Source organism: Bradyrhizobium sp. MI1.3, from assembly GCF_055811695.1.
The window spans coordinates 37,399-56,093 of the sequence record NZ_JBVVPQ010000027.1; the positions used below are offsets into that span (position 1 = coordinate 37,399).

17 protein-coding genes are annotated in these 18,695 nt (G+C 64.2%); 11 read left to right on the top strand and 6 right to left on the bottom strand.

What is annotated here, in order from left to right; all coding sequences use genetic code 11:
• Positions 1 to 125 precede the first annotated feature (125 nt).
• Positions 126 to 1,406 carry an O-acetylhomoserine aminocarboxypropyltransferase gene (locus AC0L3A_RS20690; protein WP_219682239.1) on the top strand — a complete coding sequence of 427 codons (1,281 nt, stop codon included), beginning with the start codon at positions 126 to 128 and terminating at the stop codon, positions 1,404 to 1,406.
• A 182-nt stretch (positions 1,407 to 1,588) separates the two neighbouring features.
• Positions 1,589 to 1,933 carry a hypothetical protein gene (locus tag AC0L3A_RS20695; RefSeq protein WP_007603479.1) on the top strand — a complete coding sequence of 115 codons (345 nt, stop codon included), beginning with the start codon at positions 1,589 to 1,591 and terminating at the stop codon, positions 1,931 to 1,933.
• 13 nt (positions 1,934 to 1,946) lie between these two features.
• On the opposite strand, the gene AC0L3A_RS20700 is transcribed toward AC0L3A_RS20695, so the two are convergent.
• Positions 1,947 to 3,029, bottom strand: coding sequence for a COX15/CtaA family protein (locus AC0L3A_RS20700; RefSeq protein WP_473255087.1), 1,083 nt, complete (start codon positions 3,027 to 3,029; stop codon positions 1,947 to 1,949).
• Between the two features lie 93 nt (positions 3,030 to 3,122).
• Between AC0L3A_RS20700 and AC0L3A_RS20705 the strand changes: the two genes are divergently transcribed.
• Positions 3,123 to 3,344, top strand: coding sequence for a DUF2842 domain-containing protein (locus tag AC0L3A_RS20705; RefSeq protein ID WP_007603477.1), 222 nt, complete (start codon positions 3,123 to 3,125; stop codon positions 3,342 to 3,344).
• Positions 3,345 to 3,365: 21 nt separating this feature from the next.
• On the opposite strand, the gene AC0L3A_RS20710 is transcribed toward AC0L3A_RS20705, so the two are convergent.
• The gene (locus tag AC0L3A_RS20710; RefSeq protein ID WP_473255088.1) at positions 3,366 to 4,409 is read right to left on the bottom strand and encodes a polysaccharide deacetylase family protein; all 1,044 of its coding nucleotides are present in this window, start codon (positions 4,407 to 4,409) and stop codon (positions 3,366 to 3,368) included.
• A gap of 123 nt (positions 4,410 to 4,532) precedes the next feature.
• Between AC0L3A_RS20710 and AC0L3A_RS20715 the strand changes: the two genes are divergently transcribed.
• Positions 4,533 to 5,714 carry a GNAT family N-acetyltransferase gene (locus tag AC0L3A_RS20715; RefSeq protein ID WP_007603475.1) on the top strand — a complete coding sequence of 394 codons (1,182 nt, stop codon included), beginning with the start codon at positions 4,533 to 4,535 and terminating at the stop codon, positions 5,712 to 5,714.
• Between the two features lie 201 nt (positions 5,715 to 5,915).
• Here the strand turns inward: AC0L3A_RS20715 and AC0L3A_RS20720 are convergent, their stop codons facing one another.
• Positions 5,916 to 8,186, bottom strand: coding sequence for a GumC family protein (locus tag AC0L3A_RS20720; RefSeq protein ID WP_473255089.1), 2,271 nt, complete (start codon positions 8,184 to 8,186; stop codon positions 5,916 to 5,918).
• A gap of 203 nt (positions 8,187 to 8,389) precedes the next feature.
• Here AC0L3A_RS20720 and AC0L3A_RS20725 point away from each other — a divergent pair, with 203 nt between their 5' ends.
• The 3 genes from AC0L3A_RS20725 to AC0L3A_RS20735 all read left to right on the top strand — a co-directional run bounded on the left by AC0L3A_RS20725 (position 8,390) and on the right by AC0L3A_RS20735 (position 12,611).
• Positions 8,390 to 9,523: a glycosyltransferase family 4 protein gene (locus AC0L3A_RS20725; protein ID WP_473255090.1), complete on the top strand. Its 1,134-nt coding sequence runs from the start codon at positions 8,390 to 8,392 to the stop codon at positions 9,521 to 9,523.
• Positions 9,524 to 9,643: 120 nt separating this feature from the next.
• Entirely contained in the window at positions 9,644 to 11,194 is a 1,551-nt protein-coding gene (locus AC0L3A_RS20730; protein WP_473255092.1) for an undecaprenyl-phosphate glucose phosphotransferase, read from the top strand.
• A 160-nt stretch (positions 11,195 to 11,354) separates the two neighbouring features.
• A complete protein-coding gene (locus tag AC0L3A_RS20735; RefSeq protein WP_354128899.1) occupies positions 11,355 to 12,611 on the top strand; it encodes an O-antigen ligase family protein in 1,257 nt (418 codons plus the stop codon).
• On the opposite strand, the gene AC0L3A_RS20740 is transcribed toward AC0L3A_RS20735, so the two are convergent.
• Positions 12,580 to 13,056, bottom strand: a complete 477-nt coding sequence (locus tag AC0L3A_RS20740) for a MarR family winged helix-turn-helix transcriptional regulator (protein ID WP_473255119.1) — start codon at positions 13,054 to 13,056, stop codon at positions 12,580 to 12,582. The genes AC0L3A_RS20735 and AC0L3A_RS20740 overlap by 32 nt on opposite strands.
• A gap of 146 nt (positions 13,057 to 13,202) precedes the next feature.
• Between AC0L3A_RS20740 and AC0L3A_RS20745 the strand changes: the two genes are divergently transcribed.
• The 3 genes from AC0L3A_RS20745 (at position 13,203) to AC0L3A_RS20755 (ending at position 16,389) form a co-directional block, all read left to right on the top strand.
• On the top strand, positions 13,203 to 14,399 hold the full coding sequence (locus AC0L3A_RS20745; RefSeq protein ID WP_473255094.1) for an FAD-dependent monooxygenase: 1,197 nt from the start codon (positions 13,203 to 13,205) through the stop codon (positions 14,397 to 14,399).
• Positions 14,400 to 14,532: 133 nt separating this feature from the next.
• On the top strand, positions 14,533 to 15,429 hold the full coding sequence (locus AC0L3A_RS20750) for an SDR family oxidoreductase (protein ID WP_473255095.1): 897 nt from the start codon (positions 14,533 to 14,535) through the stop codon (positions 15,427 to 15,429).
• 3 nt (positions 15,430 to 15,432) lie between these two features.
• A complete protein-coding gene (locus AC0L3A_RS20755) occupies positions 15,433 to 16,389 on the top strand; it encodes a quinone oxidoreductase family protein (RefSeq protein ID WP_219682246.1) in 957 nt (318 codons plus the stop codon).
• A 67-nt stretch (positions 16,390 to 16,456) separates the two neighbouring features.
• Here the strand turns inward: AC0L3A_RS20755 and AC0L3A_RS20760 are convergent, their stop codons facing one another.
• Positions 16,457 to 16,930, bottom strand: coding sequence for a MarR family winged helix-turn-helix transcriptional regulator (locus tag AC0L3A_RS20760; protein WP_219682247.1), 474 nt, complete (start codon positions 16,928 to 16,930; stop codon positions 16,457 to 16,459).
• Positions 16,931 to 17,047: 117 nt separating this feature from the next.
• On the opposite strand from AC0L3A_RS20760, the gene AC0L3A_RS20765 reads away from it, so the two are divergent.
• The gene (locus AC0L3A_RS20765; protein ID WP_007603463.1) at positions 17,048 to 17,521 is read left to right on the top strand and encodes a hypothetical protein; all 474 of its coding nucleotides are present in this window, start codon (positions 17,048 to 17,050) and stop codon (positions 17,519 to 17,521) included.
• On the opposite strand, the gene AC0L3A_RS20770 is transcribed toward AC0L3A_RS20765, so the two are convergent.
• Positions 17,505 to 18,680, bottom strand: a complete 1,176-nt coding sequence (locus AC0L3A_RS20770; RefSeq protein ID WP_473255097.1) for a saccharopine dehydrogenase family protein — start codon at positions 18,678 to 18,680, stop codon at positions 17,505 to 17,507. The two genes, AC0L3A_RS20765 and AC0L3A_RS20770, sit on opposite strands and share 17 nt — an antisense overlap.
• Positions 18,681 to 18,695 lie beyond the last annotated feature (15 nt).

Sequence of the window (18,695 nt, forward strand, 5' to 3'; positions counted from 1 at the left end):
GTTTCATTTCGCGAACGCGACAATGCGTAGCACGATCGTTCCGATGTGAAGCCCCGCCTTGACGGCAGCCGCGGCGCCAATCAGCATGCCGCGCGATTTCAGACCACGAGAACAGGACGCCCTCAATGAGCGATCGCCTTCCGGGATTTTCGACCCTCGCCGTGCATGCCGGTGCACAGCCCGATCCCACCACCGGTGCGCGCGCGACTCCGATCTATCAAACGACGTCATTCGTCTTCAACGACGCCGACCATGCCGCCTCGCTGTTCGGCCTGCAGGCGTTCGGCAACATCTATACCCGCATCGGCAATCCCACCAATGCGGTGCTGGAAGAGCGCGTCGCGGCCCTCGAAGGCGGCACTGCCGCGCTTGCGGTGGCCTCGGGCCATGCCGCGCAGGTCGTGGTGCTGCAGCAATTGCTCCAGCCCGGCGACGAGTTCATCGCCGCGCGAAAGCTCTATGGCGGCTCGATCAACCAGTTCACGCACGCGTTCAAGAGCTTCGGCTGGAACGTGGTGTGGGCCGATCCCGACGACATCGCGAGCTTCGAGCGCGCGGTCACGCCGCGCACGAAAGCAATCTTCATCGAGTCCATCGCCAATCCCGCCGGCAGCATCACCGACATCGAGGCGATCTCGACGGTGGCGCGCAAGGCAGGCGTCCCGCTGATCGTCGACAACACGCTGGCCTCGCCCTATCTGATCCGTCCCATCGATCATGGTGCCGACATCGTCGTGCACTCGCTGACGAAGTTTCTCGGCGGCCACGGCAATTCGATCGGCGGCATCATCGTCGATGCCGGCACCTTCGACTGGTCGACCGGCGGCAAATATCCGATGCTCTCCGAGCCGCGGCCCGAATATCACGGCATCCGGCTGCAGGAGACGTTTGGCAATTTCGCCTTCGCGATCGCCTGCCGCGTACTCGGCCTGCGCGACCTCGGACCCGCGCTGTCGCCGTTCAACGCCTTCATGATCCTCACCGGCATCGAGACATTGCCGCTGCGCATGCAGAAGCACTGCGACAATGCCAAAGCGGTCGCCGAATTCCTCGCCGGCCATCCGGCGGTGGCCGCGGTGAACTATGCGGGGCTTGCAAGCGACAAGTACAACCAGCTCGCGCGCAAATACGCACCGAAGGGCGCCGGCGCCGTGTTCACCTTCAGCCTGAAGGGCGGCTACGATGCCGGCGTCAGCCTGGTGTCGAAGTTGCAGCTGTTCTCGCATCTGGCCAATGTCGGTGACACCCGCTCGCTCGTCATCCATCCGGCCTCGACCACGCACAGCCAGCTCGACGACGCTGCCAAGATCAAGTCCGGCGCCGGCCCCGACGTGGTGCGGCTTTCGATCGGCATCGAGGACAAGGAAGATTTGATCGCCGATCTGGAACAGGCGCTGGGTACGTAGCATCACCGTCATTCCGGGGCGCGCGACAGCGCGAACCCGGAATCTCGACGTCGCATCATAAGCTCTAGATTCCGGGTTCGGTGCTTCGCACCGCCCCGGAATGACGATCGCCGTTAACAGTCATTAACCATATCTGCCGCATACATCGTCACTGGATCGCCCCTTTTGATTCGGAGCCGACGATGCTGCGCTGGATGGTGCCTGCCCTTGCGGCGATGCTGACGGTCTCAGCTGCGATTGCCGCCGATTTGCCGGCCACGCCGAGGCGGCGGGCCGCCGCTCCTCCGCAGGAGCCGCCGCAGGTCTATGTCGAGACCGATCCGGATGCGCTGATCTCGCCGGCCTACGGCATCGGCAGCTACATCCGCAATTTGCCGGGTACACCACTGCTGCCGGGCTCGCACACGCTGCCGGGCTATTACGGACGCCCCTGGGACTACGATTACCAGGGCTCGTATTACGGCGGGAAGCAGGTCGATTATTTCTGGCGCCTGCCCTACTCGTGCGGCATCTACGGCTATTGCTGAAGAGCAGATCCGATCAGCCAGCCTGACCGACGGGAACCGCGCGCGGCTGCGCTTCGGTTGAATGCCGTGGAGCGAGCCGCTCCATCTGCGTCACCGCAAGCGTCAGCACCACGATCGCGACCGCCTGATGTGCGAGCGCGAGATCAATCGGCACCTGGTTGAGCAGCGTGAGGATGCCGAGCAATGCTTGCAGGCTTATCGCGCCCAGCAGCAAGAGCGCGCCGCGCGCCGCGGATCCCGCGCGTGAACGCACCGCATCGAACGCGTGCAACGCCGCCAGCGCCAACAGCGCATAGGCCGTCATGCGGTGCTCGAACTGCACCGTCAGCACATTGTCGAACATGTTGCGCCACCACGGCGTCTCGAACCACAGCCGCTCCCCTGAGGGAATGAACGCACCGTCGATCTGCGGCCAGGTGTTGTAGGCGCGACCGGCGCGCAGGCCGGCAACCAGCGCACCGAAATAGATCTGGATAAAGGTCACGACGAGGAGCAAGCCGCTCGTGAAGCGCAGCGGCGACGACGCCGCAATTTGCGGCCGTTCTGCGAGCCGCCGCACCGTCCAGACGATGCCGGCGAAGATGATGAGCGCGAGCACAAGATGCGTCGCCAGCCGATATTGCGACACCTCGACGCGTTCAGACAGCCCCGAGGCCACCATCCACCAGCCGACCGCGCCCTGGAGCCCGCCGAGCCCGAACAACAGCCACAGCCGCCGCTTCAAATCACCGGACAGGCCGCCGCGCCAGAGGAAGAACAGGAACGGCAACAGATAGGCGACGCCGATGAAACGGCCGAGCAACCGGTGGCTCCATTCCCACCAGAAGATCTCCTTGAACTCGGACAGGCTCATGCCGGCTTTGAGCTCGCGATATTGCGGGATCTTCTTGTAGGCCTCGAAGGCCGCCGTCCACTGCGTTTCCGAGAGTGGCGGCACGCTGCCCGTGACCGGCTTCCATTCGACGATCGAGAGCCCGGATTCCGTCAGCCGCGTCGCACCGCCGACCAGCACCATCAGCGCAATCAGCGCAGCCACGGAGATCAGCCACCAGCGCACGGCGCGATGCGGCTCGGACGGGGCGGAAATCGTCTTCATTCGAGGCAAAACCAGAGCTTGAACGGGACTGCGTGCCCCTTATAGTCCCCCGCTCCCGCAGCGCAAGTTACGCGAAAGCCGCGACATTCCGTCATGACGATCCGCACCCGCAAGTTCCTCGGCACCATCCTGCTCCTGGTGCTCGCCACCGTCTGGGCGCTGCTCGGCATGGCGCTCGCGCAGATGCCGTGGATCGCCGAGTCCGGCTGGCGGCAGGCAATCTACTACGTGGTGGTCGGCATGGGCTGGGTGCTGCCGGCGATGCCGATCGTGAGCTGGATGCAGCGGCCCGACCGGGCCAAGTCGAGCTCGTAGCGCTTCCAGTTCGTAGCGCTTTTAGGGTGTCGCAGTGCCCGTCGGCTTCACCGGCGCAAAGGCCGTGCCCGACACCAGCACCCGCATCATGCGCAGCGAGCGCACCCGGCCATCCCAGCAAATGCGCGGCAACGCGCGCAGATTGGTGCGGCCCTCCGCGTCCACGACGCCCGGGATCGTCGTCACAGCACTGGCAAAGCCGGCCTCCTCCGCCATGATGACATGGCTGCGCCGGAACGAGGCGCGATCGCCGAACGGAAAGGCGAGATGCCGGATGTCGCGAGCGAAGGCCGCCTCCGCCACCGCCTTGCCCATCGTCATCTCGCGCAGCGCGGCCGCATCCTTCATGTTGGCGAGAACGGGATAGTTCACGGTCGCGCTGCCGATCGTCACCAGCGGATCGGCCGCAAGCCTCGCCAGATCCTCCCAATTCATCGATGCCTCGCGTGAGAGCGCGGCAAGGTCGACCCGGTAGCGCGTGCAGAGATCTGCGATCGCAGCCGACACATCCGCCGGCGGCAGCGAGTGCAGCCAGGCCTCGACGAACGAAAACAGCGCCTGCTTCCCGGCGTTATCAGCGACAGTGAAGCGCTGCTCCTTCTCGCCCATCATCAGGCTGACACGGCTCTCGCGCGCGATCACCTGTTCGAGGCCGAGCCACCAGGCCTCGCCGACGCCATCGGGAAACGCCGTGGGCACGTAGATCGTGAAGGGCACGGCGTGGCGCGCCAGCACCGGATAGGCAAAGTCGATCAGATCCTTGCCGGCGCCGTCGAAAGTGAGCGCCACGAAGCGGCGGTGTTCCGACAGCGTCACCGCGCGCCGGCAGACCTCGTCCATGCCGACAAAATCATACTTCCACCGCTTCAGCGCGCGAATGGCGCGATCGAGGAAATGCGGCGTGATCTCGTTCTCGCGCGACGGCTGAAACCCGCCGCGCCGCCGCGGCCGCACATGCGCAAAGCGCAGGATGGAACCGGCACCACGACTGCGCAGCGCAGCCTGGCCTGTGAACCAGGTCAGCTCAAGGCGCAGCCGTTCCAGCCATCTGTCGTCGGATGCCAATGTCCCACCTCGCGCCCGTCGGCGACCGTTCCCCCTCTTATAGTCATTACCCTTTGTTGACATTTCTTTGCAAAGGTCGGCCACAGGCCGAATTACGCATATTTTTTCTCGACAGGTTCGCGAATGACCATGGCTGCGGCGATGCAAAGCCGGACGGCGGAATTGCCAGCGCGGTCGAAAGCGGGCCGTATCGCGCATGTCGATATCGTGACCGATCTCGGCGCGGCCGAGGCCGTCTGGCGCGCCTTCGAGCAACCCGGTCACCTCTTCACGCCCTATCAGCGGTTTGATCTGCTCAGTCCCTGGCAGCGTCTGGTCGGGGAGCACGAACGCGCCCGCCCTTTCATCGTCATTGCCCGCGACGCCGAGCATCAGCCGCTGCTGCTGCTGCCGCTCTCGCTGCGCCAGAACCACGGCGTGCGCACGGCCTGCTTCATGGGCGGCAAGCATACGACCTTCAACATGGGCCTGTGGAACGCCGAATTTGCAGCGCAGGTCGGCATCGGCGATCTCGACGCGCTGTTTGCGCCGCTTGGCGAGCATGCCGACGTGCTCGCATTGACGCAGCAGCCTCTGCGCTGGAACGACCAGCAGAACCCGTTCGCGCATTTGCCGCGCCAGAGCGCGATCAACGGCTGCCCGCTGCTCACGATGGAACCGGGCGGCCCCCCGGCATCGCGGATCAGCAACTCCTTCCGCCGCCGCCTCAAGAGCAAGGAGAAGAAGCTCCAGGCGCTCGCCGGCTATCGCTATCATTTGGCGACCACCGACGCGGACATCACCCGCCTGCTCGACTGGTTCTTCCGCGTCAAGCCGGCGCGGATGGCCGAGCAGAAGCTTCCCAATGTCTTCGCCGAACCCGGCGTCGAGCAATTCGTCCGCAGCGCCTGCCTTGCGTCACGCGGTGACGGCCGCGTCATCGACATCCATGCGCTCGAATGCGACGACGAGGTGATTGCGATCTTCGCCGGCGTCGCCGACGGCCAGCGCTTCTCGATGATGTTCAACACCTACACGATGTCCGAGCACGCCCGCTACAGCCCCGGGCTGATCCTGATGCGCTACATCATCGACCGCTGCGCCGAGCGCGGCCACCGCTCGCTCGACCTCGGCATCGGCTCGGACGAGTACAAGCGGATGTTCTGCAAGGACGACCAGGACATCTTCGACAGTTTTGTTCCGCTAACGTCACGTGGAAAACTCGCGGCAATGGCGATGTCCTCGCTGAGCCACGGCAAGCGGCTGGTGAAACAGAACCAGATGCTGTTCGACCTGGCGCAGCGGCTGCGGCGAGCGTTCGGGTAAGAAATTCTGCGGTTGGGAAACGCTCCCCTGCGGCCCATCCTTCGAGACGCCCGCCTCTGGCGGGCCCTCAGGACGAGGACAGAGTTCGCGGCAGCAGCTTCAACGGATTCCGATTTAGCCAAGCCTCATCCTGAGGAGACCGCGAAGCGGTCGTCTCGAAGGACGAGGCGCTCGCTCGGTCCCCACGGAGAGGCAAGGACATCACGCCGCCACGACCCGCGGCGCATCCCTCGCATCCGACGGCTGCACCGGCCTGCTCAGCATCGTCACTTCGCTGAAGCCGACGGCGCTGAGCTGCTCGCGCATCAGCGCGCGCGCATCCGGCGCCATCGACGCGTCGGGCACCACGACGGCGCGGGCATTCGCCGTCAGGAGCTCAGCCGGAAGATCGGAGGCACTGCCGGCATCGAGCAGCACGTGGTCGTAGGCGCGCAGCAGCGCGTCGATCGCGAGCGTCACGCGCGGCGACTGCAACAGGCTGCGATCGAAGCCGGGACGGCCGGCCATGACCAGATGCAGCCGCGAAAGCTTGTCCCGGGTGATGATCTGCGCGAACGACGCCTCGCCCTGCATCAGTTCGGCAAGACCGGGGGCCGAGGCATCGACGGACACGGCGGCCATGGTCGGCGAGGACGCGGCAAGATCGACCACGACGACCCGCGCATCGCGCGCCAGGTGCCGGGCCAAGGTCAGCGTCGACAGCGTGATGGCTTCGCCGCTGGCAGTGCCGAGTACCGTAACCTTTTTCGCCATGGCTCCGGCGGCGCGGAGGCTGTCGGCCAGATGCTCGATCTCCGCGAATGCGGTGACATCGGCATCGGTCGTCATCTCCGGCTGGAGCGGCGCGGGTTCTGCCATGACTGGATCGACGACCGGATCGGCGAAGGGCTCGACGACCGCTGGTTGGACGATTTGTTCCTGGCGAGCCGACGCCCGCGCTGGCGCGAACACCGCGACCGCCCGGGGCGCAGTCTGGCGCAACAACTCTCCGGTGACGACGACGCCGGACGAAAGCAGCAGTGTCGCGATCGTCGCGATCAGCACGATCGGCAGCTTCTTCGGATAGGCCGGCGTGTTCGAGACGATGGCGCGCGAGATGATGCGGCCATCCGTCGGCGCGGTGTCGATGGTCTCGCGGGTGTTGGCTTCACGGTATTTCGCGAGATAGGTTTCGAGCAGGTCGCGCTGTGCCTTGGCCTCACGCTCGAGGGCGCGGAGCTGCACGTCCTGGCCGTTGGTGGCCGTCGCCTGCTTCTTGAGCTGCTCGAGGCTTGCGGACAATTCCTGGACGCGCCCGCTGGCGGCCCGCGCATCGTTTTCGAGCGTGCGGGCGAGCTTGGCGGCCTCGTCGCGGATCTGGGTGTCCAGGTCGGCGAGCTGCGCCTTCAATTCCTTGATGCGTGGATGGTTGCCGAGCAACGTCGAGGATTGCTCGGCCAGCTGGGCCCGCAACGCCACGCGCTGCTGCGAAGGCGTGCGCATCGATTCCGAGTTCAGCACTTCCGACGATTCGATCGGCTTGCCGCTCTGAATCATCTCGCGGATCAGGCGCGCCTTGGACTCGGCATCGGCCTTGAGCGCGCGCGCATTGTTGAGCTGGGTGTTGACCTCGCCCATCTGCTGGTTCGACAAGGTCGTGTTGTTGGTGCCGACGAACAGGCTCGACTTGGAGCGGAAGTCCTCGGCCTTCGCTTCGGCCTCGGAGACGTTCCGTCGCAGCTCGTCGATCCTGCCGGCATACCACTGGCTGGCGTTTCGGGCCTGATCCTGACGCGCATCCTGCTGGAGCACGAGATAGCCGTCGGCGATCGAATTGGCGACGCGCACGGCGAGATCGGGATCGGCAGACTGGAATTCGATCACGATCACGCGTGACTTGTCGACGGCGTAGGCCTGGAGGCGCTCGTAATAGGCGTCCAGCACGCGCTCTTCGGGCGTCATCGAGAACGGATCGCGGCCGATGCCGATCAGCGCCGCAAGCGACTTCAGTGGCGAAATGCCTTGCAGCACCGGATCGAACTCGGGCCGCTCCGCAAGCTTGTTCTTCTTGATGATCTCGCGCGCGAGATCGCGCGACAGCACGAGCTGCACCTGGCTGGTGACGGCTTCGGCGTCGAGCGCCTGCCGTTCCTCGGCGCGATCGCTGTTGGGGCGCAGAAACACGTTCTCGCGGCCGTCGATCAGGATGCGGGATTCGGACTTGTAGCGCGGCGTGATGAGATTGACGATCGCGACCGATGCGACGAGCGCCAGCACCGTCGGCACGATGATCCAGCTGCGCTTGCGCGCCAATGCCGCGCCGAGTGCGTGCAGGTCGATGTCGCCGGATTCGATTGGCGCCGGCCTCGGTGCGATGGGCGCAGGCTTTGCTTCAATCCGGGGCTCGAGCTCGGCCCGCTTGGCTGCGGCCTTCGCGACAGCCCGCTCGACCACCGCCTTGTCCTTGCCGGCACGCCAGAACGCTAAACGCATCGAACACTCCCGCAGGCGCAACGCCACGAACCTACCTCAACCAGGGCGATTACACTCCATTAAGGTTGCCGCTGGGTTAATCGTGGCGTGCGGCAGCTCGCGCGTGCACGTCCGTCACCGTTTGTTAACCACGAGGGCTCTTAATCCGTCTCGATATTTCGTCAGATTGTTCGAGCATTCGCCGTCGAGCGCTGGTTTTGATCATGCCCCCCTCTCCCGACCAGCCGCTTCGCATCCTGCACGCCGTGCGCGCTCCGGTCGGCGGCATCTTCCGCCACATCCTCGACGTCGCCAACGGCCAGGTCGATCGTGGCCATCATGTCGGCATCCTCGCCGACAGTCTCACCGGCGGTGAACGCGCCGACAAGGCCCTTGCCGAACTCGCACCGCGGCTGAAACTCGGTGTGCACCGGATGGCGATCCGCCGCGAACCCTCGCCCGACGATGTCCTGGTCTGGTTCCGCTTGCGGCGCCTGATCGCCACGCTCAAGCCCGACGTGATGCATGGCCACGGCGCCAAGGCCGGCGCTTTCATCCGAATGCGGCGGCGATCCGACGACACCATCCGCGTCTACACCCCGCATGGCGGCTCATTGCATTATCCCCTCAACACCTTCAAGGGCGAGTTTTACGCGCGGCTCGAGCGTGCGCTGATGGACGCGACCGACCTGTTCCTGTTCGAAAGCGCGTTTGCCCGCGACACCTATCAGCGCATCGTCGGCAAGCCGAAGGGCGTGGTGCATTGCGTCTTCAATGGCGTGACGCCGGAGGAATTCGAACCTGTCGTCATGGCCGACGACGCCACCGACCTCGCTTATGTCGGTGAGTTCAGGCACATCAAGGGCGCCGATCTGCTGGTCGAAGCGGTGGCGCGCCTGCACGAGGGCGGCAAGAAGGTCACACTGACGCTCGGCGGCGATGGTGAGGAGACCGCGGCGCTGAAAGCGCAAGTCGAGCGGCTCGGCCTCTCCAGCGCCATCCGCTTCATCGGTCACGTCAAGGCACGCTACGGCTTCTCCAAGGGGCGGCTGCTGGTCGTTCCCTCGCGTGGCGATTCCATGCCCTATGTCGTGATCGAGGCCGGTGCCGCCGGCATTCCGATGATCGCGTCCAAGATCGGCGGCATTCCCGAGATTTTCGGCGCGGAGAACCCAGCGCTGTTTGCGCCGAGCAACGCGGAGGCCATGGCGGAAGCGATTGCGGCCGCGCTCGATAATCCGCTGGGAACAGCGCAGCGCGCCTCGTCGCTTCGCGAGCGCATCTCCGCGCATTTCTCCCAGCAGGCGATGGTCGAGGGCGTGCTCGCGGGCTATCGCGACGCATTTACCAATCACTAACCATTCTTAAGACCCGCTTTAGAGAATCTTCCGATTTGTCCGATAATCCAAGGCCCAGGGGATGCTCGCCCGGGGCGCAAGGACGCGGCCCGCGGGTTTTTGGAATGGACGTGGACTCCCGTGGAACCGCTCAACGCACGCTCGATGCTCGATGCCGCGACCAGCGCCGCGGCGAAGCCGGCTGACCAGCCCTTTGTGGAGCGCCGCCAGCGGCTCTCGCTCGCCGCGCTTGACGTCGTCAACCAGAAGGTCGCCCGCGCCTATTCGCCGATCGTGATCACCGGCTTCGTACGCCTCGCCGATTTCGCGCTGCTGAGCCTCGTCGGCATCGTACTCTATCTCGGCTATGTCATGCCGCACGCCGGCTCCTTCAGTTGGATCTATCCCGCGCAGATCATCGCCGTCGCGATCTCCGCCGTGGTCTGCTTCCAGGCCGCCGACATCTATCAGGTGCAGCTGTTCCGTGGTCAGCTCCGGCAGATGACTCGGATGATCTCGTCCTGGTCGTTCGTCTTCCTGCTGTTCATCGGCATCTCCTTCTTCGCCAAGTTCGGCAGCGAAATATCGCGGCTGTGGCTTGCCGCCTTTTACGTCCTCGGGCTTGCCGCGCTCCTCTGCGAGCGTCTGGTGCTGCGCTCGCTGGTGCGCGCCTGGGGGCGCGAGGGCCGGCTCGACCGACGCACTATCATCGTCGGCTCCGACCGCAACGGCGAACAATTGGTCGAGGCCCTGAAAGGGCAGGAGGATTCCGACATCCACGTGCTCGGCGTGTTCGACGACCGCAACGACAGCCGCGCGCTCGACACCTGTGCCGGCGCGCGCAAGCTCGGCAAGGTCGACGACATCGTCGAGTTCGCCCGCCGCACCCGCGTCGATCTCGTGCTGTTCGCGCTGCCGATCTCCGCCGAGACGCGCATCCTGGAGATGCTGAAGAAACTCTGGGTGCTGCCGGTGGATATCCGCCTCTCCGCGCACACCAACAAGCTGCGCTTCCGCCCCCGCTCCTATTCCTATATCGGCGAGGTACCGACGCTCGACGTGTTCGAGGCGCCGATCACCGACTGGGACCTGGTGATGAAATGGCTGTTCGACCGCGTGGTCGGCACCCTCGCGCTGCTCGTGGCCTTGCCGGTGATGGGATTGGTGGCGATGGCCGTGAAGCTCGACAGCCCCGGCCCCGTGCTGTTCCGACAAAAGCGCTTCGGCTTCAACAACGAGCGCATCGACGTCTACAAGTTCCGCTCGATGTACCATCACCAGGCTGATCCGACGGCCTCGAAGGTCGTGACCAAGAACGACTCGCGCGTCACCCGCGTCGGCCGCTTCATCCGCAAGACCAGCCTCGACGAGTTGCCGCAGCTCTTCAACGTGGTCTTCTCCGGCGATCTCTCTTTGGTCGGCCCGCGTCCACATGCGGTGCAGGGCAAGCTGCAGAGCCGCCTGTTCGACGAAGCCGTCGACGGCTATTTCGCCCGCCATCGGGTCAAGCCCGGCATCACCGGCTGGGCCCAGATCAACGGCTGGCGCGGCGAGATCGACAATGAAGAGAAGATCCAGAAACGCGTCGAGTTCGATCTCTATTACATCGAGAACTGGTCGGTGCTGTTCGATCTTGTCATTCTGCTAAAGACGCCGATCTCGCTGCTGACCAAGAACGAGAACGCGTATTGAGTTTGTCGTGCCCGAGCTACGCTGTCATCGCCCGGCTTGACGGGGCGATCCAGTAATCACCGGCAGCGGAAACTGCCACCAACGGCTCGGAGTACTGGATGCCCCGCCTTCGCGGGGCATGACGGCGGAAGTTGTGTGGTAAGAATAGCGTGAGCATGTGATGGCGTATGCGGCAACAGCCGGGGAGATGAATGCAGCCGTTCGCGCTGCGCCCGGCGTGCTGGCGCTCCAGCGCGCGCTGGTATGGCTGGTCGGCGCCTCCGGCGCGATCGTCTTCATCGAGCCGAGCCCCTACGAGATCGTGACGCTGCTGGCCACCGTCACCTTCTTCGCCACCGGCCTGCGTCTGCGGCTCGCTTTGATGCCGCTGGTGCTGATGCTGATCCTGCTCAATGTCGGCTACACGATCAGCGCGATCCCGCTGTTCGAGCAGTCCGAGGTGGTAAGCTGGATTGCGACCTCCTGGTACATGGCGGTGACAGTCGTGTTCTTCGCCATGGTCACGTCGGAGGACACCGCGGCCCGGCTTGACATGCTCCGCCGCGGGCTCGTGGTCGGCGCGATGGTCGCCTCGCTCTCGGCCGTCGCCGGCTACTTCCACCTGGTTCCCGGCGGCGACGATCTCCTCACGCTGTATGGACGCGCGCGCGGCACCTTCAAGGATCCGAACGTGCTCGGCGCCTTCCTGATCCTGCCGGCACTGTTCTCGCTGCAGAGCGTGGTTTCCGACAAGGCCGGCAAGGCGTTTCGCAACGTCATCGCCTTCGGCATCATGTCGCTGGCGATCCTGCTCGCGTTCTCCCGCGCCGCCTGGGGCGGGCTGGTGCTGACATCCGCCTTCATGCTGGCGCTGATGGTGCTGACCAGCCGCACCAACGCGCAGCGCTCGCGCATCATCGTCATGGCGATCCTCGCCGCGGTGCTGGGCCTCGCGCTGATCGCGGTGTTGATGTCGTTCGATTCCACCGCCGAGATGTTCAAGCAGCGCGCGAGTTTCGACCAGAGCTATGACGAAGGCAGGTTCGGCCGGTTCGGCCGGCACATCCTGGGAGCGGAGATGGCGCTCGACCTGCCGTTCGGGATCGGCCCTCTGCAATTTCACCGCTTCTTCCCCGAGGACACCCACAACTCCTATCTCAACGCCTTCATGTCCGGCGGCTGGCTGTCCGGCATCTGCTATCCCGCGCTGGTCTTCACGACTGTCATCATGGGTGTCAGGCACATCTTCGTGCCTGTGCCGTGGCAGCGCGCTTATCTTGCGGTGTTCTCGGCCTTCGTCGGCACCGTCGGCGAAAGCTTCGTGATCGACACCGACCACTGGCGGCACTTCTGGATGATGCTGGGCGCGATGTGGGGCATGATCGCGGCTGCACAGGTCTACAAGGCTAGGGCTGGCGACGAAGCTTCTTCAGCTTGAGAGTGGGACGCTTTTCCGGCGGCGTATCGAGCAGGCCCTTAAGCGCCGCAGTCGCCGCCAGCACGCCCTTGTAGCCCTCATTGGCGAAGCGCAGCAGCAGGCGCAATTCCTGGTCGGAATAGCCGCCAAAAACCCTCTCCATCGCCTGCTGCATCGGCACGTAGAACTGGCCGAGTCTTTCTATCGCCTCCGGCACGACGGCAATGAAGACCTTGCGACGGTCGGCATCGTCGCGCTCACGACGGACCAGGCCCGCCTTCTCGAGCCGGTCGACCACGCCGGTGATGGCGCCGGTCGTGAGCCCCGTGACTTCGGCGAGCCGGCCGGCGGTGACACGGCCTTCCAGATACAGGATGTCCATGCATTCAAGGTCGGAATTGGCAATTCCGGCAACGTTCGCAACGGTCTGGCCATAGAGCACGCCCTGCGCGGACGATCTGCGCATCGCCTCCTCGAGTTCCTGCAGCAGCGCAGCGCGCGCCTTCGTCCTTGACAAGGCAGACCTCGTATCTTAGTCAATATATATCTTAGTCACTAAGATATTTAGCGACCATAATTCTCCTAGCACCACGGAAACGTCGGGAGCAAGCCATGTCCTATCCTCCCCGCAAGGCCCTGATCATCGGCGCCGGCATCGCCGGGCCCGTGGCAGCCATCCTGCTGCGCCGCGCCGGCATCGAGTCCGCGATCTACGAGGCCTGGCCCTATTCGAAAGGCATCGGCGGCGGCCTTCAGATCGCACCGAACGGCATGCAGGTCATGGACGAGATCGGCCTTTCGAACGAGCTGATCAGCCGCGGCTCGATCGCGGAGTCCTTCGACTTCTATTCGCAAAGCGGAGAGAGGCTCGGCTCGATCAACCGCGACATGGCGCGGCGTTTCGGCCAGCCCGCGGTCAATGTCTGCCGCGCCACGCTGAACGAGATGCTGATCGACAAGGCCTGGTGCGCCTGCGTTTCACTCTATTTCGAGAAGCGCCTGATCAAGATCGAGGATTGCGGCGACCAGCCGATCATCGCCTACTTCGCCGACGGCACCACGGCCGAAGGCGACTTCCTGATCGGCGCCGACGGCGTGCACTCAGTGACGCGCCGCCAAGTGGTGCCGGACGGGCCGCAACCGTTCGACACCGGGCTGATCGGCTTCGGCGGCTTCGTGCCGCACGCCGTCCTCGGTGGCCGACCGATCGGTCGGCACGTCGAGACCACGTTCGGGCAGAGCGGCTTCTTCGGCTATGGCTATTGCAGTCCCGATCCGAACGACGGCGTGATGTGGTGGAGCACGCAGCCGGCGCACGGCATGGACGCGGCGATGTTTCGCGCGCTCGACGATGCAACGCTGAAGCAACACCTGCGCGGCTTCCACCACGGCTGGCACGACCCGATCCCTGGCATCATCGATGCAGCCGAGAACATCGTGGTCACCGACACGCTCGACGTCGCCACCCTGCCGACCTGGTCGCGCAAGCGCTCGCTGCTGATCGGCGATGCCGCCCATGCGACCAGCCCGCATGCCGGTCAAGGCGCCTCGCTCGCGCTGGAAGATGCGATGCGCCTCGCCCGGTTGATGCAGCAAGGCCAGGAGCTCGGCGTCACCTTCCAGGCCTTCGAGGCCGAACGACGCCCTCGCACGGAAAAGATCGTCGCCATGGCCCGCCGCAACGGCAACAGCAAGCGCGAGTTCAGCGCCACCGGCGCGTGGATGCGAAATCAAATGATGAAGTGGCTGCTGCCCCTGGGCGCAAAGAGCATGGAGTTCATGTACGCGTACGACGCGCGGGCGGTGTAAGCGCATCAGGTCGAACCGTACTCGGCCGCGTCATGGACGGCGCAAGAAGAACCAGTCGCAGAGCGTTGAAACATAGTCATTATAACCAATGTCACATCCATAAGCTGCATAACCATATTGGAAAGACCATCCCATGATTGCAGTGACCGGTGCCACTGGCCAACTCGGCCGGCTTGTCATCCATTCCTTGTTGAAGGCTGTGCCAGCACAGCAGATTACAGCCGTCGTCCGAGATCCAGCCAAAGCAGAGGCCTTCAAGGCTGAAGGAGCTGCCGTCCGCCCAGGCGACTACGACGATCCCACGGGCCTGGAACGTGCTTTCGCCGGCGTAAGGAAGCTGTTGCTGATCTCGGCCGGCGAGCCCGGCAAGCGGGTTCGCCAGCATGAGAACGCGATCACCGCGGCGAAGGAATCTGCGGTTGAGCTAATCGCCTATACCAGCTTGCTGCATGCAGACATTTCGACACTGGAGCTTGCCGCCGATCATCGGGCGACCGAGACGCTGCTGAAGGCGAGCGGCGTGCCATATGTGTTGCTGCGCAACGGCTGGTACACCGAAAACTATCTCGGCGCGTTGCCAATGGCGCTTGCGCATGGTGCGTTTGTCGGCTGCGCCGGCGAAGCGCGCATCGCGTCGGCGAGCCGCCTCGACTACGCGGATGCCGCCGCCGCAGTCCTGACGTCGCGGGAGGATCAATCGGGCAAGGTTTACGAATTGGCGGGCGACGAGCCCTACACGCTTGCCGAACTGGCGGCCGAAGTTGCGCGCCAGACAGGCAAACCAATCGTCTACAGGAACATGTCGGAAGCAGGGTTTGGTGAGGCGCTCATTGGCGCGGACCTTCCCGAGCCGGTGGCGCGCATGCTCGTCGGGTTCGACATCGCAGCGGCAAAGGGCGATCTGTTCGACGATCGGCGCGACTTGAGCGACCTTATTGGTCGTCCGACGACGCCGTTGCGCGCGGCGGTCTCCGATGCACTTGCAGCGGTGGCCCTCCAAGCGCCACCGCCTGTCGCCGTGAAGGGATAGTCAATGCGAGCTGCAATTGTTCATTCGTTTGGTTCTTCACCGACCTTTGGCGAGTTTGCAGAGCCTTGCGCGGAGGCTGGCGAAACGGTCATCGACGTTCTCGCCGCGCCGCTGAGCCCGATCGTGAAAAGTCTCGCCGCGGGCAAGCACTACACGAGCAATACCAGTTCGGGCAGCGCTGGCTTCGTGCCTGGTGTCGATGGGGTTGGGATGAATTCCACCGGTGAACGGGTGTATTTCATATTTCCCAAGTCCCCGTTCGGCTCCATGGCGGAGAAGTCGCTGGTCGCATCGAGCGCGACCGTGCCTGTGCCCGATGGTATTGACGACGCGCGGGCGGCTGCCGTCGTAACCAGCGGGCTCTCTTCGTGGGTTGCTCTCACGCGCCGTGCGAAGTTCGTGCGGAGCGAGGCCGTGCTGATTAACGGTGCGACCGGGTCGGCGGGAAGCCTGGCGGTTCAGATCGCCTCCTATCTGGGCGCCAGCAGGATCATCGTGACCGGGCGAAATGCAACCAAGCTCGCCGCGTTCCCCAAGACGGTCGAGACAATCCGACTGGACGAAAATGTGGACGCTTCGCTGCAACGCGCGTTCTCCGAAAAGATCGATGTAGTTCTCGACTATCTCTGGGGGGAGCCCGCAACCAGAGTCATCGCTGCGGCAACGGACGGACGCGGATCTCGCAGTGGAGAACCTGCCATTCGTTACGTCCAGCTCGGCTCAATCGCTGGAGAAACAATCCCACTTTCGGCGCATGCGCTGCGCAGCTCTGGCCTGGAGATTCTTGGCAGCGGGATCGGCAGTCTCTCGATTTCGGAACTGATCTCGGGGGCCGGAGAACTTTTGGCGGCTCTGCCAGCCGGCGGTTTTGACACCCCGGTGAAGACGTTGCCCCTCACGGCGATAGCCGAGGCCTGGAACGACGCTGCGGATGACCACCGGATTGTCTTCCGACCATAGACCTGCTCAATCTTCGAATCCCCGATCATTCGGCTCCACGTGAGCGGACGTCGGCACGAGGATTCGCTCAGGCGCCTGTAGCACTCTCCTCGTCTTCAAGCTTCTTGCGCAGCGCCTTCATGAGGCGACCGGCGATCCTGAGGTCTTCCATCGGGAGACCTTGCACCAGGGAGTTGATTCTGGGGTCATACAGGCGGATGGCAGCGTCGTAAGTCTTCCGTCCCTTGTCCGTCAGCACCACAAGGTGCGCGCGACGGTGATGTGGATTGGGCTCGAACGTAACGAGCCCTTCCTGGGCCAGGTCATTGACGATGCGCTGAACGTTCTGGCGGTTCGCTCCGAGGTCGCGGGCGAGCCAGGCGACCGGCTGGGCGCGGTCCGCGGCTACGATTGCCCCCAGAATTTGCCAGCGCGCGCTGGTCAGGCCGAGCGGAGCGACCAGCCGGTCGCCCCACGTCACGGTCAGGTTGTTGACCCTGAACAGATCGAGAATGAGCTCAGTCAAAGCATCACCGGCCGGGGATCGCTTGGTAGCGCGCATATTGTTACCATGCCTTAGTTGACATCATAATGTCAATATGGTTCTCTGCAGCATAAATATCGACATCATCATGTCACATTGAACAGGCTGGCCGTCTTCGGTCAAGGGAACCCAATCATGATCAAGGTGATCCATCCCATTGCTGGCGCAATCGCGCTTCTGACCATCTCGACATTTTGGTTGTCGACCGCACTCAGCGAGCTTTTTGCATCCCAAGCCGTCATCACCGCCGTCAAGACCGCCATACCATGGGGCTTTCTTTTGCTGGTCCCGGCGCTGGCGGCGGCGGGGGGCACGGGCCTTACGCTGGCACGGGGTCGGCGAGCCGGCCTGGTCGGCGCCAAGATCAAGCGAATGCCGCTGATCGCCGGCAATGGCGTCCTGGTCCTCGTCCCCGCCGCACTGTTCCTCGCACATAAGGCGAGCGCCGCCGAGTTTGATGCAGTCTTCTATGCGGTGCAGGCTGTCGAGCTTGCCGCAGGAGCTGTGAACATCACCTTGCTCGTGCTCAACACGCGAGACGGCTTGAGGATGAAAGGTCGGTTTCGCCGCCTGGGAGAAGGGAAGGTGACAGCTACTTCTCCACCGTGAACGTCAGCCCTGCATTCTCCTGCAGCCGCTTGATCAGCCTGTGCTGCATCGCTGCTCCCGGAGTCCAGAGGCCGGCCTCTACGTTCGGCGTGTCGCGCAACAGGCAGATTGCGCATTCGGAGATGATCTTCGCCGTCGACGCATAACCCGGATCGAGATCGCCCTTGACTGCCGCGCGAACCTGACGGCCATCGGAAGCAATCGCGACATAGAGCAGGTCGTAATGACCGTTGTCGCGCTCCTCCTTTGAGGGGCCCTCGCCGGGCTTGAGCGCTTCAGGACCGGTCTTTTCGCTGTTAGCGGCCATGACGCGCTTGGCGTTGGCCTGCCCTTCCTCCCCCGCCCCCGTCAGCACCATTTCGTCGTAGACAAAATCCCGGCCATACGGGAATCCCATCAGCAAGTTGGAGCGATGGACATTGCGCGTGTTGAGGATCGCCATCGCGAACGGTGCGGACCAGGATTGCAGGTCCTCCTCGAAGATGGGCCTGTTGCCGCGCGGCTGTTTCGGTCCCTCGAAGCCCGGCGTGAAGGCAAATGGGTCTTTGAGGATCGACACCAGGCTGAGGTCCTGCGCCACCGCCTCAAAGGTGACCCTTGCACTTGCCGAAGTGCCGCCCGAGAATTTCCAGCTGAGGTCGCGGACGCGGCCCTTGACGCGCGGTGCCGGTGCGCCGAACGCGCGCTTGGCCTGCTCTTGCACGAAGAACGCACCGAGTTCGAACGGCACCGAGTCGAATCCGCAGGAGAACAGGATCCGGGCGCCGCTCGCTTTCGCTGCGGCTTCATGCTTGTCGATCATCTGCTTCAGCCAGATCGGCTCGCCGCAGAGATCCATGTAGTCGGTGCCCGACGCGACGCAGGCGGCAAGCAGATCGGAGCCATAGAGCTGGTATGGACCGACCGTGGTGACGACCAGCTTCGCCTGATCGACCATCGCCCGCAATGACGTAGAATCGGCTGCGTCCGCAACGATGAGCGGCGTGTCGGCAGGCGCGCCGATCGCATCGCGGACCAATGCGAGCTTGTCACTGCTGCGCCCCGCCATCGCCCATGTCGGCGCGCCGTCACCGACGTAATGTGCGGCCAGGTACTCGGCGACGAGCTGGCCGGTATATCCGGTTGCGCCGTAGACGACGATGTCGAATTTTGCGGGCACGGATCGGCTTCCTGG

What these genes read in the sequence shown, in the direction of transcription:
- AC0L3A_RS20690 (WP_219682239.1), top strand. Translation starts at nt 126, where the DNA reads ATGAGCGATCGCCTTCCGGGATTTTCGACCCTCGCCGTGCATGCCGGT.
- AC0L3A_RS20695 (WP_007603479.1), top strand. Translation starts at nt 1,589, where the DNA reads ATGCTGCGCTGGATGGTGCCTGCCCTTGCGGCGATGCTGACGGTCTCA.
- AC0L3A_RS20700 (WP_473255087.1), bottom strand. Translation starts at nt 3,029, where the DNA reads ATGAAGACGATTTCCGCCCCGTCCGAGCCGCATCGCGCCGTGCGCTGG.
- AC0L3A_RS20705 (WP_007603477.1), top strand. Translation starts at nt 3,123, where the DNA reads ATGACGATCCGCACCCGCAAGTTCCTCGGCACCATCCTGCTCCTGGTG.
- AC0L3A_RS20715 (WP_007603475.1), top strand. Translation starts at nt 4,533, where the DNA reads ATGACCATGGCTGCGGCGATGCAAAGCCGGACGGCGGAATTGCCAGCG.
- AC0L3A_RS20720 (WP_473255089.1), bottom strand. Translation starts at nt 8,186, where the DNA reads ATGCGTTTAGCGTTCTGGCGTGCCGGCAAGGACAAGGCGGTGGTCGAG.
- AC0L3A_RS20725 (WP_473255090.1), top strand. Translation starts at nt 8,390, where the DNA reads ATGCCCCCCTCTCCCGACCAGCCGCTTCGCATCCTGCACGCCGTGCGC.
- AC0L3A_RS20735 (WP_354128899.1), top strand. Translation starts at nt 11,355, where the DNA reads ATGGCGTATGCGGCAACAGCCGGGGAGATGAATGCAGCCGTTCGCGCT.
- AC0L3A_RS20740 (WP_473255119.1), bottom strand. Translation starts at nt 13,056, where the DNA reads ATGCGCAGATCGTCCGCGCAGGGCGTGCTCTATGGCCAGACCGTTGCG.
- AC0L3A_RS20745 (WP_473255094.1), top strand. Translation starts at nt 13,203, where the DNA reads ATGTCCTATCCTCCCCGCAAGGCCCTGATCATCGGCGCCGGCATCGCC.
- AC0L3A_RS20750 (WP_473255095.1), top strand. Translation starts at nt 14,533, where the DNA reads ATGATTGCAGTGACCGGTGCCACTGGCCAACTCGGCCGGCTTGTCATC.
- AC0L3A_RS20755 (WP_219682246.1), top strand. Translation starts at nt 15,433, where the DNA reads ATGCGAGCTGCAATTGTTCATTCGTTTGGTTCTTCACCGACCTTTGGC.
- AC0L3A_RS20760 (WP_219682247.1), bottom strand. Translation starts at nt 16,930, where the DNA reads ATGCGCGCTACCAAGCGATCCCCGGCCGGTGATGCTTTGACTGAGCTC.
- AC0L3A_RS20765 (WP_007603463.1), top strand. Translation starts at nt 17,048, where the DNA reads ATGATCAAGGTGATCCATCCCATTGCTGGCGCAATCGCGCTTCTGACC.